Below are 17,659 nucleotides of genomic sequence, written 5' to 3'. Positions count from 1 at the left end.
GCCGGCAGCACATAGACATCGGCCGCTCACCGAAATGGTGAGCGGCCGATGTGGTGGATTCTCGGGTCGTCAGGACACCGCGGCGGCGGTTGACATGACACGCAACGCGGCGATCAGCCCGTCGATCAGATCGCCCTGGCGGAAGCTCGTGACCGCGGCGGTGACGCCGAGTTGCGCCACCCGGTCGTTCACCCGGTCGGCGACCTTCGTGCCGGACACGACGACGACGTCGTGGGTGTTCGGCGAGACCGCGATCAGGGTGCCGTGGGCGGGTTCGGGGGCGCGGAGCAGAACGGCCCGGGCGTCGGCGACGGCGTCGGAACCCAGTTCGCCGATGAACACCGAGAACCGGATGAGCGCCTTCTCGCTGGCTGCCTTCAGCGCCTCGTCGAGACCGATGAGTTCCTCACGCGTGAACGGCGGTGTCGTGGGCGCCTGCCCCGGGAAGCGGGTGGCCGACACCCGGCCGCTGTTGGTGACCACCGTGCCGACCGGCAGTGCCGTCGTCGCCGCCGAGGAGACGGACACATCGCCGTGCTGTCCTGGGACCACGTCACCATTTGCCACTTGCCGAACCTCCGTCCGTGTCGCTCGCCTCTGCGTGATGTGCCAGGGCCATCGGTTCGATGTCGGTGGCGCTGAACAGCAGCGGTTTGTGCTGCCACTCCTGATCGAGGGTGTAGTTCTGCACCTTCGGGTACTTGACACCGCGCGTGAACGCCATCGCGACGACGCATGCCACGACGGACAGAACGGTCAGGATCGTGACCGGCACTCCGATGGGGACGATCAGGTCTTCCATGCCACCCTTTCGATCGGTTGGTGCTGAGCCCTGCATGCGACTGCGGTGCAGGTCGTGTGATCAATCTAGCCCACCGCTCGACGTCGCGGGCGACGACCCCTACACCGCGTCGTAGACGGCGCGGGATGCCGCACTCACGCGGCGCCGGCGTCGATGTACTGGGTCCAGACGGGGTCGATGTCCTTGATCGTCGCGAGCAGACGCCAGTGGCGCCCCTTCGGCGCGGACGGGGTGACCCGCAGCTTCCAGCCGAGCTCACTGAGCAACCGGTCGGCCTTGCGATGGTTGCAACTCGCGCAACACGCGACACAGTTCTCCCACGAATGCGCCCCGCCGCGGCTGCGCGGTACGACGTGGTCGATCGTGGTGGCCTTGCCTGCGCAGTACCCGCAGCGGAACCGGTCGCGGTGCATGAGCGCGGCACGCGTCATCGGGATCACCGCACGGTAGGGCACCTTCACAAAGGAGCGAAGCCGGATCACCGACGGCACCGGCACGGACAGATCCGCCGAGTGCACGACGAGGCCCGCGTCGTCCGCGTGGACGACGTCGGCTCTCTCCCGCAGGACGAGGACGATCGCGCGGCGGAGGGACACCGCGGTGAGTGGCTCGTAGGTGGCGTTGAGCAGCAGCACCCGTCGGCGGCCCCACAGCGACGCCGACGGCACGCCGACGACAGGGTGGCCGGCGCCCACCGAATCCGACTCACGACCACCGGGCACCGTGGTGAGTGCGTGGACGCGCTGCCGCGCGCCATCTGCCGAGGTCACCTTCGTTGCGGACCTGGCCTTCATACGCATCTCCCACCTGAACATTCGACGAGGTCAAGTTGACCACGGAACACCCCTGTTTGCACGACAATTCTGCGTGTCAACGCAGGTCGACCACGTGAACAACGGATGACGCACCCGCCGCCGACCAGTGATGTTGATGAGTTCGCCGGCGGTCAGGACAATGGTGGTCGTGAGCAGTGAGGTCCCAGGCGGTATCCAGCCGAGTACACCCGCGACGCAGCGAACCTTCTATGACGAGGTCGGCGGCGCGGAGACGTTCGATAAGCTCACCGCCAAATTCTACGAGGAGGTCGCCGCAGACGAGGTGCTGCGACCGCTGTACCCGGAGGAGGATCTGGGCCCGGCCGAACGCCGCCTCCGCATGTTTCTCGAGCAGTACTGGGGTGGCCCGCGGACGTACTCCGACGAGCGGGGTCACCCACGGCTGCGGATGCGCCACCACCCCTTCCGGATCGGACCGATCGAGCGCGACGCATGGTTGCGGTGCATGCACATCGCGATCGCGTCCATCGACTCCGACACCCTGGACGATCCGCACCGTCGGGTGCTCGTCGACTACATGGAGATGGCGGCGAATTCGATGATGAACTCGCCTGTCTGACACGCCGAACGGCGAACCGACGCGCCGAGATGACCTGGACGTCTCGTCGAAAACACTGGTAAGGCACAATGACGACGGTGAGCGACGAGACATCGAAGGTTGTCCCCGCCGAACCGGAACCTGAGGACGCAGACCAGGCCTCCCAGACCGGTGTCGACGACGCCGCGACACCGTCGGATGCGGGGATCGACGAGGACCCCGCAGCCGGCTCCGACACGGATGCAGAAGACGGCGACGACGATCCGACGGCGGCAGACGCCGTCGCGGCGACCGACACCGCCGAGCAGGATGAAGCCGCTGAGCAGGATGAGCAGGCCGAGGCCGCGGCGGACGACAGCCCTGCCGACGACACCCACGCGGACGAGGACACGGGCGCGGTGCTCGCCGACCCCGAGCCCGCCGACCCCGAGGGCGCCGACAGTGAGGTCACCGACGCCCCTGACACCGACACCACCGAGGACTCCGAACCGCCAGAGGACGAGCTCGCGGTGGTCCCCGCCTCGACCGCAACCCAGCTCGATCCGGCCGACACCACGTGGTGGAAGTCCGCGATCTTCTACCAGATCTATCCCCGGTCGTTCTCCGACATGAACGGCGACGGGGTCGGCGACCTCGCCGGTGTGATCGACAAGCTCGGCTACCTCGAACTCCTCGGTGTCGATGCCATCTGGCTGAGCCCGATCATGCGCTCCCCCATGGCCGACCACGGCTACGACGTGTCCGATCCGCGCGACATCGACCCGCTCTTCGGAGACATCGCGATCTTCGACGAGCTGATCACCGAGGCCCACGACCGCGACATCCGGGTCACGATGGACCTGGTGCCCAACCACACCAGCGATCAGCACCCGTGGTTCGTCGCCGCGCTGGCAGCCGAACCCGGCAGCGCCGAACGTGCCCGTTACATCTTCCGCGATGGCCGCGGGGAGAACGGTGACGAGCCACCGAACAACTGGCACAGCGTCTTCGGTGGGCCGGCCTGGACACGGGTGCCCGATCCCGACGGCAGCCCCGGTCAGTGGTATCTGCACATCTTCGCGGCCGAGCAGCCGGATCTGAACTGGGAGAATCCCGAGGTCTTCGACGACCTCGAGACGACGCTGCGTTTCTGGCTCGACCGGGGTGTCGACGGTTTCCGCATCGACGTCGCGCACGGGATGGCGAAGCCTGCCGACCTGCCCGACATGGACGTCGAATCCGCAGGCCTGCTGCAGAATTCGGACGATGACCCGCGGTTCAACAACTACGCGGTACACGACATCCATCGCAAGATCCGTACCGTGCTCGACGACTACCCCGGCGCGGCCAACGTCGGTGAGATCTGGGTGGACGACAACGAGCGCTTCGCCGAGTACCTTCGCCCCGACGAACTGCACCTCGGGTTCAACTTCCGGCTCGCCAAGGCCGCTTTCGACACCAAGTCGATCCGCGACGCCATCGAGAACTCGCTGGAGTCGGTGCTCTCGGTGGACGGGACACCCACCTGGACCCTGTCCAACCACGACGTCGAGCGCGAGGTCACCCGCTACGGGCGCCTCGGCGATGGTACCGACGGCGTCGATGTCGATGTCGATCTCGGCATCTTGCGTGCGCGAGCGATGCTGTTGGTGGAACTGGCACTGCCCGGCACGGTCTTCATCTACAACGGCGCCGAATTGGGTCTGCCGAATGCCGAACTACCCGACGAGGCCCTGCAGGACCCGGTGTGGGAGCGTTCCGGACACACCGAGCGCGGCCGCGACGGATGCCGGGTTCCGTTGCCGTGGGAGGGTTTCGAACCGCCCTACGGGTTCAGCACCACTCCCGACACCTGGCTGCCGATCCCCGACGACTGGACTCGGTTCACCGTGGAGGCGCAGCTCGAGGACGTCGGCTCCACGCTGTCGCTCTACCGGCAGGCGATCGAGATGCGGTATCAGCGAACCGAATTCGACGGCGACACGGTGGAATGGTACGGGGCACCCGAAGGCTGTCTCGCGTTCCGTAGGTCCGTCGGACACCTGATCTGCGCACTCAACACCAGTGACGTCCCGGTCCCGCTGCCGCCCGGTGAGGTCCTGCTGTCCAGCTATCCGCTCATCGACGGTCAGCTCGCACCGAACTCGGCGGCCTGGCTGGTCTGACGTCGGCGTCGGCCGCGCTCAGAGCGTCATCATCGCGATGCGTTCGCGACGCTGGAACACCGAGCCGAATCGGGCGTCGATGCGTATCCATGCGCCGGACAACCGGATCCGGACCGGTTCTGACTCGCTGATCTTCTCGATCGGCGACGACTCGGTGACCTCATGTCCCTCGGCGTCGCGGATGAACCCCATCGCGGTGAGTGCGAACAGCGAACGCATCGACACCGACGCTTGTTCACCGCCGTCGGTGGACGCCACGTCCAGTACGTCCTGGTCGAGCAGCCCGGTCGCGGGGCCGTGCGCGCTTCCCTCGGTGCGTGCGAGATGTGCTCCGCCGCGCGACAACTCGACGACGGTACGGGCCGGGACGTCGTCGAGCTGGGTGAAGCCGGTCATCGCCGGCAACGCACCTCGCCATGCGCTGGCGAGGGCGAATCCGGGATCGACCTCGGTCCCGGGTTCGGCCGCGCTCAGTGAGCTTCGCAATGTCGCTGCGTCACAGACGATGTCGTCAGGGCGCATGGTGCCGAACACCGACCGGCCGGCGAGGACGTCGAATCCGGTGGCAGCCCAGAGCCCGATGAGACCGTCCGCCCGCGCGGCAACCCGGATCACGGCGGCGTCGTCGAGGCGCAGCGCCCGACCCAGGAATGCCGTTGCGTCGGCCCGGTCGGCCGGACCGGTCAGGGTGATGTGCCGCTCGCTCTCGGTCATCGGTTCGCCGTCCGGTCTCGTCGGAACGAGGCGAGGTACTCCTTCTCCGCCGGGGTGATTCGGCGCAGACGTTGCGCGTCGACGTCGAACGCGACGAGTTGCGTGGTCGCCGTGACAGCGGGCTTGGCGTCCGGGCCGTCGCCGTTGCGCCGTACCTCGTATCCGACGGTGAAGTCCACGGCACGCAACTGCTCGACGTACATCGTGACCTCGATGGGCCCTTCGTCGTGACGCACCTGCTCCCGGTACCGGACGTGCAGGTCGGCGACCACACACCCCCGGCGCAGAGCCGCCGTCGGCCGCTCGTCGTAGAACAGCCACGGAATGCGGGCCTCTTCGATCAGCGTCACCATGCGTGCGTGGTTGATGTGGGCGAAGACGTCCATGTCCGACCACCGGACCGGAACCTTGACGACATAGCCGGCCTCGGTTCTGGTTCCCTCGTCCTCGTAGAGCACGTGGCTCCTCTCTGACGTCGACACGGTCGCGGCTCGGCCGCGGCAGTGGATGATCGCGGTCCACCCTACGCACCACGTGTCCCGGACTCTCCCCGCGACCGCACGGCCTCGTGATCAGGCGGGGATGATCTCCACCGGCAGCCCGTTGAGGGTGACCGTCCCGGACAGCGGGTCCATCCGCGTTCCGTCGTTGAGCTGATTGACGTTGGCGCCGGGTGCCGCGGCGGCCACTGCCATCCGGGTGCCGGCCAGATCGTGCCCCCACCCGTGCGGCAGGGACACGACACCCGGCAGGATGTCGGCGCTGATCTCGACGGGGACCTTCAGCTCGCCGCCGGGACCGCGCACGATGGCGATGTCATCGAGCCCGAGGCGCGCGGCGTCGTCGGGGTGCACGTACAGCGTGCAGCGGTTCGTGCCCCCGGACAACGCAGTCAGGTTGTGCATCCAGCTGTTGTTGGACCGCAGGTTCCGCCGCCCGATCAGGACCAGGCCGTCGGAGGTGCGGTGCAGCGCCGACCGAAGCCGCTCGACGTCGGCGATGAGGTCGTCGGCGGCCAGCTCGACCGTGCCCGACGCGGTCCGCAGCACCCCGGGCAGGCGGGGTTGCAGTGGGCCCAGGTCGACACCGTGCGGCGCGGCGAGCACCTGGGCAAGGGTGAGAGCGTCGGGCCGGACGCCGAACGCGTCGCCATAGGCCCCCAACCGAAGCATCATGTCCAGTCGCCGTTCGTGTCCCGGGGCGTCGGGCAGCATCTCGACGAGCGATGCGACGTCGCGGCCCGCGACCGGCGAATGCGGGTCGGCGACCTCCTTCGCCAGTGTCATCGCGATCACCTGCTCGTCCACCAGGGCCGGGTCGGCGTCGACACCGAACCCTCCGAGTCCCAGGACGATCCGGCAGATGATCTCCGATTCCCCGGGGCGGCCGTCGGTCGGCGTGACGGGCGGTGAGTATCGTGCCGTCGCCCGTACGGCGAGATTGTTGAGGATGAAGTCGAAGTGCGGGCTCTGCGACGGCGGTGGCGGCGGCAGGATCACGTCGGCGTGCCGGGTCGTCTCGTTCAGGTACGGGTCGATACACACCACCAGTTCGGCACCGTCGAGAGCCCGCGAGAGCCGGTCTCCGTCCGGCGCCGACAGGACCGGGTTGCCGCTCACGGTGATCAACGCACGCATGCGGCCGTCGCCGGGTGTGTCGAGTTCCTCGGCGATGGCGATCGCCGGAAGTTCGCCCGCGACCTCGGGATGTCCGGAGACCCTGCTGCGCCAGCGGCCGGTCCGGAATGCGCGGCCCGGTCGCGGCGGTCGCGGTGCCGGCGCGGTCGGTGGGGTCGGGAACATCACGCCGCCCGGGCGGTCGAGGTTGCCGGTGAGGATGTTGACCGCATCGATGAGCCAGCTGGTGACCGTGCCGAATTCGACCGTCGTCGTACCCATCCGGCCGTACACCGCTGCCGAGGGGGCCGCCGCGATCGACCGGGCCAGGTCGCGGATCGCCTCTGCGGACACTCCGCAGTAGGCGGCCACACGCTCGGGCGCGAAGTCGTCGGCCTGCGCGCGCAGAACGTCGACTCCGGTGACGTGACGCGCGATACCGCCGAGGTCGGGAGCCACCAGATCCTCGTCGAACAAGGTGTGCACCACGCCGAAGAGCAGGGCTGCGTCCGTGCCCGGGCGCGGCGCCAGGTGGGTGTCGGCCAACTTCGCGGTCCGGGTGCGCGCCGGGTCGATGACCGTCAAGCGCCCCCCGCGCTTGCGCAGGGCGGCCAGTTTGCCGGGGAAATCGGCCGCAGTGGTGACACTCCCGTTGGAGACCACGGGATTCGCGCCGATGACGACGAGGTGGTCGGTGCGGTCGAGGTCGGGCACACAGAAGGCGTATGGGTTGCCGAAGAGGTACCCGAGGGCGATCTGTTTGGGCATCTGGTCCAGCGTGCTCGCGCTGAACAGATTCGACGTGCCGAGGGTCTTGACCAGAACCGGCGCGTACAGCGCGCCCGCGACCGTGTGCGCGGTCGGATTCCCCAGGTAGACACCGACAGCGGAGCCGCCATGATCGCCGATGATGCCGCCCAGGCGCTCCACGACCGTGGTCAATGCGTCGGACCAGTCGGTCTCGACCAGTTCTCCGTCACGGCGCACCAGCGGCCGCTGCAGGCGGTCGGGGTCGTTGTCGAGATCGGGCAGACTCGCCCCTTTGGGACAGATGTAGCCGTGGCTGAACACGTCGTCGGCGTCCCCGCGGGCGGTGAGCAGCCGCCCGTCGTCGTCGACGGTCACGGTGAGTCCGCAGGTGGCCTCACACAGCGGACAAATTCGCAGCGCAGTCCGGGTCATGCCCCACGATAGACCGATCGACCCGGGTCATGGCCAGCGATCGCGCCGACCCGGGGCACTGGTGTCCCGCCATGCTGCGTGACGTGTCAGCGGATGACGCTGCGGAGTTGCCGGGCGGCCACCGACAACGTCGCGAGATCGGGGTCCACGAGATCGTTGATGTCGGCGAGCATGGCCCGCATCCGCGACAACCGCGACGAATGCGAGGACTCCCACTCGCCGATCATCTCCGCCGCCGTCTCGTCCGGCTCCCCGATCTCCAGGATCTTCAACGTGATCGCGCGCAGCGCACCGTGCATGTCGTCGCGAAGAGCCAAGCGCGCCAGCGCATGCCATCGGTCGCCGTAATCGAGATCGGACACCGAGGTGAGCAGTTCCTCGATGCGGAAATGCTCCATGACACCGAAGTAGAGTTCGCCGACCTCGACCGGATCGTGATCGGCGATCTCGGCGGCGTCGATGATGTCGAGCAGACAGAACCTGTGCAGGCTCACCGCGACGCCATGCGCCAGGTCCTCCGGTACACCGCACGACCGATAGTGCTCGACCCGCTGGTCCACGTCGAGGGCCGAACTGGTCCCGAGCCAGCTGTCGAGCAAGGCGGTCAGCTCTGCGACACGCTCACGGTAGCGGGTGATCTCGGCCGCCATCGCCAACGGCTGCGGCCGGAAGGCCAGCAGCCAGCGCGACGACCGGAACAGCAGCCGCCGTGCGTAGAGGGTCATCTCGTCGATGACGCCGACCGCCGCCGGTGCGTGCAGGATTCGCTCGGACAGTTCGTCCATCCCGAACACGGCCGATGCGACCACGTAGGCACGGACGCCTTCGTCGGTGGACGCGCCGGCCCCCTCACGCAGCCGGAACAGGTGGGTGGTCCCGGCCTTGTCGACGACGTCGTTGACCAACGTCGTCGTCACGATCTCGCGCCGCAGGCGGTGGGAGCGGATTCCGTCGGCGAACCGGTTGCGCAGCGGAACCGGGAAGTAGCGGCCGAGCCGCTCGTCGAACACGTCGTTGTCGGGCAGGTCGGTGGCCAGCAGATCCGACTTGGTCGCCAGTTTGACGTGGGCCATCAAGGTGGCGAGTTCGGGTGAGGTGAGTCCGCGGTGTGGCTCGACGTCGAATCGCTTGCGTAGTTCCGCCGGTTCCGGCAGGGCCTCGAGGTGGAGATCCACCCCGTAGGTGTCGGCCAGGTCGGCGAGTTGCCGCACGTGGACGTCGACGCGGTCCCGCGAGAACGTCCGGCAATAGCCGAGTTCGGAGTTCTGCGACACGTTGTCGGCGAGCACCAGGTCCGCCACCTCGGCGGTCATCGAGTCGAGCAGTTCGGTCCGTTCGACGCCGCCGATGTCGCCCGTCGACACCGCGGAGTCGAGCAGGATCTTGATGTTGACCTCATGGTCGGAACAATCGACACCCGCGGAGTTGTCCATCGCGTCGGTGTTGACCCGTCCGCCGCAGAGATCGAACTCGATGCGCCCGCGTTCCGTCGCCCCGAGGTTTCCGCCCTCCCCGATCACCCTGGCCCGCAGTTGATCACCATTGACCCGGATCGGGTCGTTCGCCTTGTCACCGACATCCGCATCGGATTCGGCAGACGATTTGATGTACGTGCCGATCCCGCCGTTCCACAGCAGGTCGACAGGGGCGAGCAACACTGCCCGGATCAGCTCGGGGGGCGAGAGTTCGGTCGTATCGTTCTCGATTCCCAGCGCGTCACGCATCTCTGCGCTGACCGGGATGGACTTCTGATGGCGCGACCACACGCCGCCGCCGCGGCTGATCAAGGACGTGTCGTAGTCGTCCCAGGACGACCGCGGCAGCGCGAACAGCCGTGCCCGTTCGCGGAACGCGGTGGCGGCATCCGGGTCGGGGTCGATGAACACGTGGCGATGATCGAATGCGGCGACGAGCCGGATGTGCTCGGACAGCAACATCCCGTTGCCGAACACGTCGCCGCTCATGTCGCCGATGCCGACCACCGTGAAGTCCTGTGTCTGGGTGTCGACACCCATCTCCCGGAAGTGCCGCTTCACCGACTCCCAGGCACCGCGGGCGGTGATGCCCATCTCCTTGTGGTCGTACCCGGCGGAGCCGCCGGATGCGAAACCGTCGCCCAGCCAGAAGCGGTAGTCGGCCGCGACCTCGTTGGCGATGTCGGAGAACGCGGCCGTTCCCTTGTCGGCCGCGACCACCAGATACGGATCGTCGGAGTCGCGTCGGACCACCGACCGTGCGGGCACCACGACCCCGGTCTGCCGGTCGATGTTGTCGGTGACGTCGAGCAGTCCCGCGATGAATGCGCGGTAGCACGCGACCCCTTCGGCCCGATGGGCGTCACGGTCTGCGGCGGGTTCGCCCGTCGGAGCGGGCGGCCGCTTCACGACGAAGCCGCCCTTGGCCCCCACCGGGACGATGACCGCGTTCTTGACCGCCTGCGCCTTGACCAGGCCGAGAATCTCGGTACGGAAGTCCTCCCGCCGGTCCGACCACCGCAGCCCGCCGCGAGCGACCATGCCGAACCGCAGGTGCACCCCTTCGACTCGCGGCGAGTACACGAAGATCTCGTGCATGGGTCTGGGTTGTGGCGCCTGTGGAATGTCGTTGGGTCGCAGCTTGAACGACATCACCGGCTGCCGGACGCCGTCGGGGTCGGTGACGAAGAAGTTGGTCCGCGACGTCGCGGTGACCACCGCCGCGAATGCCGACAGGATCCGGTCGGCATCCAGGCTGATGACCGTTCCGATCTCGCTGCGCAGCGCCTCCAGGGCGGTTCGCCGCCGGGTCTCGTCCGCGGATTCCGGGTCGAACGAGGCCGCGAACAGCTCGACCAGACCTTGCGTCACGGCCTTGTGATCGCCCAGAACAGACGCCACATGTGTTGTGGTGTAGGCGAATCCGCACTGGCGGAGGTAGCGGCCGTAGGCGCGGAGCATCGCGGCGGTTCGCCAGGTGAGGCCGCAGCGGATGATGAGTTCGTTCACCGCGTCTATCTCGGCGCTGCGCCGCCAGATCTGCCGGAACGCGTCGGTGAAGCGATGTTCGAGGTCGTCGAGCGAGCCGGTGTCGATGGTCATGCCCTCGCTCAACCGGACACCGAATTCGTATGCCCAGCAAGATGATCCGTCGTTGCGACGGAGGTGATACGGGCGTTCGTCGAGGACGTCGAGCCCCAGACTCTGCAGAACCGGCAGAACGTCGGTGAGGGTGGCTGCCTCATCGCAGAGGTAGAGGGTGAACGTCCAGCGCTGTTCACGCAGCCGGCGACCGTCGTCGGTGCCGCCGATACCCACGATCGGAGGGGTGTCCTCGGCTTCCTCGTCGCCGAGCGGACGACCGAGGGTGACCGTCAGGTCCCCGGGCGCCAGCCCGGTGACATGAACGAGATCGGCGAGACCGTCCCGCGGGCTGCGCTGCTCCTTGTAGTCGTCGGACAACGACGGCAGCATCCGCAGAACCGCGTCGGCGCCACCCTCCGGCCATGCCGCGGCCGGTTCCTGCACGTCGACCGCGCGCGCCAGTTGACGTACCCGCTCGTCCCAGCTGCGGATCGCGTCGGCCAGCTGCGCCTGCATCCTGCGCTGTGCATAGCTGCCGGTGTCGAGGGCGCCGAGCGAGCGTGCGACGTCGCCATCCACGCGCACCAGCACCTGCAACAACGCGAGCGGCATCTCGCTGACCCGAGCGGTGTACTCGATCGCGGAACCGCCGAGCGCGCGCAGCAGATGGGACTGGAGCTCCAGACGTGTCTTCGTGTTGTAGCGGTCACGCGGGAGATAGACCAGCGCGGAGGCCATCTCACCAGCCAGATCGGTGCGGACGAACAAGCGCAGCGACCGGGTGGCGACCGCGTCCAGCAGTTCGTCCACCCGCCGGCCGAGCTCTTCGTCGGACGCCGCGAACATCTCCACGAGCGGATAGTTCTGCAGCAGTTCCAGCATCGACTGCCCGGCGAACGAGTCTTCGTCGACCTTCGCGCGGCCGAGCACACCGTGCACCTTGGCTCGCAGGACGGGGACGTCGAGCACCGTCTGATGCAATCCCGACGAGGTGAAGGTACCGACGAAGCGATGTTCACCGACGTGTGCGCCGTCGTCGCCGAAGGCCGGGATCTGCAGCAGTGTGGGGAAATCCGAACGCTGGATACCGGTTTCGAGGTAGACCCGTGACACCACGGGCAGCAGCGGCGCCTGCACCGCCGTCGGAAACGCCGACGACACCTGTTCGGTGCGCCAGATACCCAGGCGATCGGTGGATGTCGTCTCGTCGGTCGCCCGGACGTACCCGAGTGGCAGGAAGTGGTTGCCGGCGAACCACTCGAGCAGTCGTGCGTACTCCTGGCGCTCGCCCGCGAGCAGACCGCTCTCGGCGGACGGGGGTGGTGACATGCACTCGGCCGCCAGACGGGTCAGCTTCTCCCGCATGATCGAGACGTCCTCGTCGACGTCGGCGACCCTACCGATGACCTCCGTGAGCTCCCCGGCGAGGGCGTCGGCGTCGAACTCCGGCTGCCGGGAGAGCGCCACGACGAAGATCCACGACTCGACCGCACTCGGATCATCCGGCGCGAAATCGACGAGCACACCATCCGCCGAGCGCAGGACCGGGATCACCGGATGGTCGATCCGGCTGACCACCAGGTCGTGCGCCTCGACGGTGGCCAGCACGGCCTCGACCAGCAAGGGCATGTCGTCGTTGACGACCACGACCTCGATACCACCGGAATCGGTGGCCGCGACGTCGACGAGCGTTCGACCAGGGGCGCGGGTTTCGGCCAGCTCGAGGTGACGCCGCACCCGGCCCACTTCCTCGTCGTCGAAGGAGTCGGGATCCGGGAGCCGGGTGTCATCCGCGAAGGCCGATGCCGTGCCGAAGTAGCGCGCAATCGCTTGCGGCAGAAGCGATGTCATGTTCGTCACGGCACTCACCCCATCGCGGCGAGGCAGGAACCCGGAATCTCCGGGTGTACCTCCCTGTGTGCGATGGTAGTGATCCTCACGCCTGCGCGGCCCGGGATCGATCGCCGCGTGTCCTCCGACCGCGAGGACGCGACGATTCGTTCAGTCGCGGGTCAGGCGACGGTGCGTCACGCGGTGCGGTCGCGCGGCGTCGGCACCGAGGCGCTCGACCTTGTTGGCCTCATATGCCTCGAAGTTGCCCTCGAACCAGAACCACTTGCCCTCTTCGACGTTGCCCTCCCACGCCAGGATGTGGGTACAGGTCCGGTCCAGGAACCACCGGTCGTGGGAGATGACCACGGCGCATCCGGGGAACTGCTCGAGCGCGTTTTCCAGTGAGCCGAGAGTCTCGACGTCGAGGTCGTTGGTCGGCTCGTCGAGCAGGATCAGGTTGCCGCCCTCTTTGAGGGTGAGCGCGAGGTTGAGGCGGTTGCGCTCACCGCCGGAGAGCACCTCGGAGCGCTTCTGCTGGTCCGGGCCCTTGAAGCCGAACGCGCTCACGTAGGCACGCGACGGCATCTCGTTCTGACCGACCTCGATGTAGTCGAGGCCGTCGGACACGACCTCCCACACCGTCTTCTTCGGGTCGATGTTGGCGCGGCCCTGGTCGACGTAGCTCAGCTTGACCGTCTCGCCCACCTTCACCGACCCCGAATCCGGCTCCTCGAGTCCGACGATCGTCTTGAACAGAGTCGTCTTGCCGACACCATTGGGACCGATCACGCCGACGATGCCGTTGCGCGGCAACGTGAACGACAGGTCCTTGATCAGCACCCGACCCTCGAACCCCTTGTCGAGGTGGGAGACCTCGACGACCACGTCGCCCAGACGCGGCGGCGTGGGGATCTGGATCTCCTCGAAGTCGAGCTTGCGCGTCTTCTCCGCCTCGGCCGCCATCTCCTCGTACCGCGCGAGTCGGGCCTTGTTCTTGGTCTGTCGCGCCTTGGCTCCCGAGCGCACCCACGCCAGTTCTTCCTTGAGCCGACGCTGCAGCTTCTGGTCCTTCTTGCCCTGCACCTCGAGCCGCTCGGCCTTCTTCTCCAGATAGGTCGAGTAGTTGCCCTCGTACGGGTGCAGCTGGCCGCGGTCGACCTCGCAGATCCAGCCGGCGACGTGATCGAGGAAGTAGCGGTCGTGTGTCACCGCGAGGACCGCGCCGGGGTATGCGGCGAGGAACTGCTCGAGCCACAGGACGCTCTCCGCGTCGAGGTGGTTGGTGGGCTCGTCGAGCAGCAACAGGTCCGGCTTCTGCAGCAGCAGCTTGCACAAGGCGACCCGGCGGCGCTCACCACCGGAGAGATGGGTCACCGGCGAATCCCCGGGCGGACAACGCAACGCATCCATCGCCTGCTCGAGCTGCGAGTCGAGGTCCCATGCATCGGCGTTGTCCAGATCCTCCTGGAGCTTGCCCATCTCCTCCATGAGCTCGTCGGAGTAATCGGTGGCGAGCTGCTCGGCGATCTCGTTGAAGCGGTCGAGCTTCACCTTGATCTCGCCCATGCCCTCCTCGACGTTCTCCTTGACCGTCTTCTCCTCGTTGAGCGGCGGCTCCTGCAGCAGGATGCCGACGGTCGCCTCGGGGTCGAGGAAGGCCTCGCCGTTCGACGGCTGGTCCAGACCGGCCATGATCTTCAAGATGGACGACTTGCCGGCGCCGTTGGGGCCGACGACGCCGATCTTGGCTCCCGGGTAGAAGGACATGGTGACGTCGTCGAGGATGACCTTGTCGCCGTGCGCCTTGCGCACCTTCTTCATGGTGTAGATGAACTCAGCCACTTACGAAATCTCCTTCGGACCCTGGTTTTCGTTGCCACGCATCTTGTTGCCACCGATGGGCTCTCTCGAGCAAATCCCTACGCGGCTCCGGCCATGCGGCGGACTGCCACAACTCGCTCCAAGCCTAATGGTCTGACGCCCCGACCGGGGCGCGCCCCCCGCCCTGTCGACGTACCGTTCACACTTCCCTCGCCCACTGGGCGTCAGGGTGGTCGAAATCACGACCTGATCAGGACTTTCTGCTCAATGGAACAACCGGCTTGGAACGTACCATTCTTGGTATGACCACCGATGAGCAACGAGTTCTCGACGAAGTCGCCGGTCGAATCCAGGCCGCCTACCCCAACCGCTCGCCCGACGAGGTCCGCCGCACATTCGACACGGTGGTCCGTGACTTCGACACCGCACGTGTCCGTGACTTCGTGCCGCTCCTCGTCGAGCGCCGCGTGCGGGCAAGCCTCGAATTCTAGGCGTTCACGCCGCCGCCGGGCGCCTTTCGTGACCTCCGTCCGCGCCGATGGCCGCCGTGTCCGCGGACGCCCGACCGTGGTCCGCCACCCCCGTGTACGTCACCACGCATCGGCTCAGGTCGAGCCCGACCGCACTCGCGGTCATCTCCAGGTCGGCACGTCTCTCCCCGTCCGCGGTCACGTACTCATTGGTCTTGATCTGCCCGTGTGCGATGACGGGTCGGCCCTTCGCCACGGCCTGCGAGACCCCCGCCAGCAGACGTCGCCAGCAACTCACGGTCAGGTACAGCGTGGGGCCGTCGACCCATTCCTGGCTGCGCTTGTCGATGCGCCGTGAGTTGCAGGCCACGCGGAACGAGATGACCGGCTCGCCGGTGGTGGTCTCGCGATGACGCGGATCGGACACCACTGTCCCGATGACGGTCGTGTAGGTCTCGTACATGATCGGCTCCTCCGGCTCGTCGAGCGCCACGGTTCTCCGTGACTGCCGACAGCATCCGGCATCGCGCGGCTGCGTAGCCGATCCGCAGACGATCTGTGGACAACACGCCGCGAGTCGGGTCGATCAGCGTTTCTTGTTGAGTTCTCTGAGCATCTCGTTGTAGTCGGTGAGGTTCGCGTCATGATCGCGATCGGCGCGACGATCCAGCCGTTGCGCCTGCCGCTCGTCCTGGCGACGCCATTGGACGAACAACGCCAGCATGATCACGACGAGCGGGATCTCGCCGGTGGCCCAGGCGATGCCACCACCGACCCGCTGGTCGTCGGCCAGCGTGTACTCCCACGGCAGGTTGAGACCCAGGTAGTAGCCCTCGGCGATGACGGCGCTCGTCATCATCAACGCGACACCGAAGAACGCGTGAAATGGCAATGACCCCATGACGATTCCGAGTTTCGCCACCGGGGACACCTGGCGGGGCGCCGGGTCGATGCCGATCACCAGCCAGTAGAAAAGGTACCCGCTCACGATGAAATGCACGTTCATCAGCAGGTGTGCGGCGTGGTACGGCACGACGGTCTCGAACAGCCCGCTCAGGTAGAGCAGGTAGAAGCTGCCCACGAACAGCACTGCCGCGATGGCCGGGTGGGTGACGAAGCGCGACGGCGCGCTGTGCAGGGCCGACTGGATCCATTCCCGCGGTCCGGGCGGATTACCCCGTCCCGCGGGCGGCAGCGCGCGCAGGGCGAGGGTGACCGGACCGCCGAGAACGAGCAGCACCGGGACCATCATCGACATCGACATGTGCGCGATCATGTGCACGCTGAACATCGCTGGCGAGTAGCGACCGAGCCCCGAAGACGTGGTGAACAGCAGCAGCGCACACCCGAGAATCCAGGCAACGGTGCGTCCGACCGGCCATGCGTCGCCACGTCGGCGCAGCCGGATCACCCCGCGCAGGTAGACGATCGCCAGAACGAGCGCGAGGGTCCCGAACAGGATGTCGAAGCGCCAGTCGAAGGCGATTCGCGCGAGTGTGGGCGGTGCGTCGATGCGATAGCCGATCTGATTCTCGACCGCACTGATGTCGGCGATCTCCCCGATCGGCGGTGGCGTCCGGGACAGTCCCACCGCCACACCGAAGGTGACCGCGAACACCAACAACTCGACGACGCCGAACCGGACGAACAGCGAGCGCTCGGCCGGACCGTCCTCGAGACGCGCGATCGTGGCCCGCCGATGCCACCAGCCGAGCGCACCGAGGAGCACCAGCGCCGCCACCTTGGCGAGCACCAGCGCGCCGTACACGTCGGTGAACAGATCCGACAGGGACATCCGCACGAATGCGTTGATGACGCCGCTGACGCCGACGACGATGATCGCCCAGAACGCCACGCGGGAGAACCGGCGCACGGCCAGCGTCCGCCACCGACCGCCGGCGAACGCGTACACGAGTACCGCGAACAGGCCACCCATCCACACCGTCGCGCCGACGATGTGCAGGATCAGACTGTTGGTCGCCAGATCATGGTTGCCGCCCGTCGACGAATGACCGGCGAGCGCAAGCGGCATCAGGCTGAGAAGTGCGATGGCGAGGACCGGGACCGTCCAGCCCCAGCGCAGGACGATCCGCGCCAACGCGGCGGCGGCCACGGCGAAGATCGCGGTCCACAGCCAGGTGGTCGCGTCGGCGACCTGCGGATATGCCGTGATGAGATTTGACGGCCGCAGCGTCTCCGACAACGGCTGTCCGCTCACATTGGAGATCGACAACGGGATCATCAGCACCGCGCAGACCGCCCACACCAGCGACCCGGTCGACGCAATCCGGATCGCCCGATAGCCACCCACGTCCAGGACTCCGTCGGCCTGTGGCGGGACGAAGAACGCCGCGAACATCGACGATCCGACGGCGATCGCCGCACCGATCTGTCCGACCACGGTCACGACCGCGACGCCGTATGTGGTCGGCCATCCCGGATCGGGGACTCCGGCGAGTTCGATCGCTGAGGCCGCCGACAACGCCGTGGCCGCGATCGCCACGAGGGCGGCCGCCCAACCCACCGCCCAGGCGAGACCCGCGACGACACCGCGATGCTCGTGCATCGAGTCGCGGCCGGGGTCGGCCGGAGCTCTCGGCGTTGCGCTGGTCATGGATCAACTGTAGGACGGGATATACTCGCC

The 17,659-nt window shown here is 67.4% G+C and carries 13 protein-coding genes; 3 read left to right on the top strand and 10 right to left on the bottom strand.

The window, feature by feature from the left end; translation table 11 throughout:
• Positions 1-69: 69 nt before the first annotated feature.
• The 3 genes from V1Y59_RS06135 to V1Y59_RS06125 all read right to left on the bottom strand — a co-directional run bounded on the left by V1Y59_RS06135 (position 70) and on the right by V1Y59_RS06125 (position 1,602).
• Positions 70-567 (bottom strand): DUF5130 domain-containing protein, encoded by a 498-nt coding sequence (locus tag V1Y59_RS06135; protein WP_330503952.1) that lies wholly within the window; start codon positions 565-567, stop codon positions 70-72.
• Positions 554-802, bottom strand: coding sequence for an aa3-type cytochrome oxidase subunit CtaJ (ctaJ, locus tag V1Y59_RS06130; RefSeq protein WP_330432380.1), 249 nt, complete (start codon positions 800-802; stop codon positions 554-556). The genes V1Y59_RS06135 and ctaJ overlap by 14 nt, the downstream gene beginning before the upstream one ends.
• A 134-nt stretch (positions 803-936) precedes the next feature.
• Entirely contained in the window at positions 937-1,602 is a 666-nt protein-coding gene (locus V1Y59_RS06125; protein WP_431309113.1) for an HNH endonuclease, read from the bottom strand.
• Positions 1,603-1,756: 154 nt separating this feature from the next.
• Here V1Y59_RS06125 and V1Y59_RS06120 point away from each other — a divergent pair, with 154 nt between their 5' ends.
• Positions 1,757-2,197, top strand: a complete 441-nt coding sequence (locus tag V1Y59_RS06120) for a globin (RefSeq protein WP_330504120.1) — start codon at positions 1,757-1,759, stop codon at positions 2,195-2,197.
• A gap of 68 nt (positions 2,198-2,265) precedes the next feature.
• Positions 2,266-4,320: an alpha-amylase family glycosyl hydrolase gene (locus tag V1Y59_RS06115; protein WP_330503951.1), complete on the top strand. Its 2,055-nt coding sequence runs from the start codon at positions 2,266-2,268 to the stop codon at positions 4,318-4,320.
• Positions 4,321-4,338: 18 nt separating this feature from the next.
• Here the strand turns inward: V1Y59_RS06115 and V1Y59_RS06110 are convergent, their stop codons facing one another.
• The 5 genes from V1Y59_RS06110 to ettA all read right to left on the bottom strand — a co-directional run bounded on the left by V1Y59_RS06110 (position 4,339) and on the right by ettA (position 14,566).
• Positions 4,339-5,034, bottom strand: coding sequence for a DUF8010 domain-containing protein (locus tag V1Y59_RS06110; RefSeq protein ID WP_330503950.1), 696 nt, complete (start codon positions 5,032-5,034; stop codon positions 4,339-4,341).
• On the bottom strand, positions 5,031-5,492 hold the full coding sequence (locus V1Y59_RS06105) for an acyl-CoA thioesterase (protein ID WP_330503949.1): 462 nt from the start codon (positions 5,490-5,492) through the stop codon (positions 5,031-5,033). The genes V1Y59_RS06110 and V1Y59_RS06105 overlap by 4 nt, the downstream gene beginning before the upstream one ends.
• 114 nt (positions 5,493-5,606) lie before the next feature.
• Positions 5,607-7,832 carry a molybdopterin-dependent oxidoreductase gene (locus V1Y59_RS06100; protein WP_330503948.1) on the bottom strand — a complete coding sequence of 742 codons (2,226 nt, stop codon included), beginning with the start codon at positions 7,830-7,832 and terminating at the stop codon, positions 5,607-5,609.
• An 86-nt stretch (positions 7,833-7,918) separates the two neighbouring features.
• Positions 7,919-12,742 carry an NAD-glutamate dehydrogenase gene (locus tag V1Y59_RS06095; protein ID WP_330503947.1) on the bottom strand — a complete coding sequence of 1,608 codons (4,824 nt, stop codon included), beginning with the start codon at positions 12,740-12,742 and terminating at the stop codon, positions 7,919-7,921.
• Between the two features lie 150 nt (positions 12,743-12,892).
• Complete coding sequence (gene ettA / locus V1Y59_RS06090) at positions 12,893-14,566, bottom strand: energy-dependent translational throttle protein EttA (protein ID WP_330432388.1); 1,674 nt, start codon at positions 14,564-14,566, stop codon at positions 12,893-12,895.
• A 281-nt stretch (positions 14,567-14,847) separates the two neighbouring features.
• On the opposite strand from ettA, the gene V1Y59_RS06085 reads away from it, so the two are divergent.
• On the top strand, positions 14,848-15,036 hold the full coding sequence (locus V1Y59_RS06085; protein ID WP_330503946.1) for a three-helix bundle dimerization domain-containing protein: 189 nt from the start codon (positions 14,848-14,850) through the stop codon (positions 15,034-15,036).
• 4 nt (positions 15,037-15,040) lie between these two features.
• Here V1Y59_RS06085 and V1Y59_RS06080 read toward each other — a convergent pair whose 3' ends face one another.
• Both V1Y59_RS06080 and V1Y59_RS06075 read right to left on the bottom strand, forming a co-directional pair.
• Positions 15,041-15,478 carry a single-stranded DNA-binding protein gene (locus tag V1Y59_RS06080; protein WP_330504119.1) on the bottom strand — a complete coding sequence of 146 codons (438 nt, stop codon included), beginning with the start codon at positions 15,476-15,478 and terminating at the stop codon, positions 15,041-15,043.
• A 123-nt stretch (positions 15,479-15,601) separates the two neighbouring features.
• Positions 15,602-17,629: a bifunctional copper resistance protein CopD/cytochrome c oxidase assembly protein gene (locus V1Y59_RS06075; protein ID WP_330503944.1), complete on the bottom strand. Its 2,028-nt coding sequence runs from the start codon at positions 17,627-17,629 to the stop codon at positions 15,602-15,604.
• Between the last annotated feature and the right edge of the window lie 30 nt (positions 17,630-17,659).

Source organism: Gordonia prachuapensis, assembly GCF_036350515.1.
GTDB classification, from domain to species: domain Bacteria; phylum Actinomycetota; class Actinomycetes; order Mycobacteriales; family Mycobacteriaceae; genus Gordonia; species Gordonia prachuapensis.
This window is presented reverse-complemented; position numbering and strand designations above follow the sequence as displayed.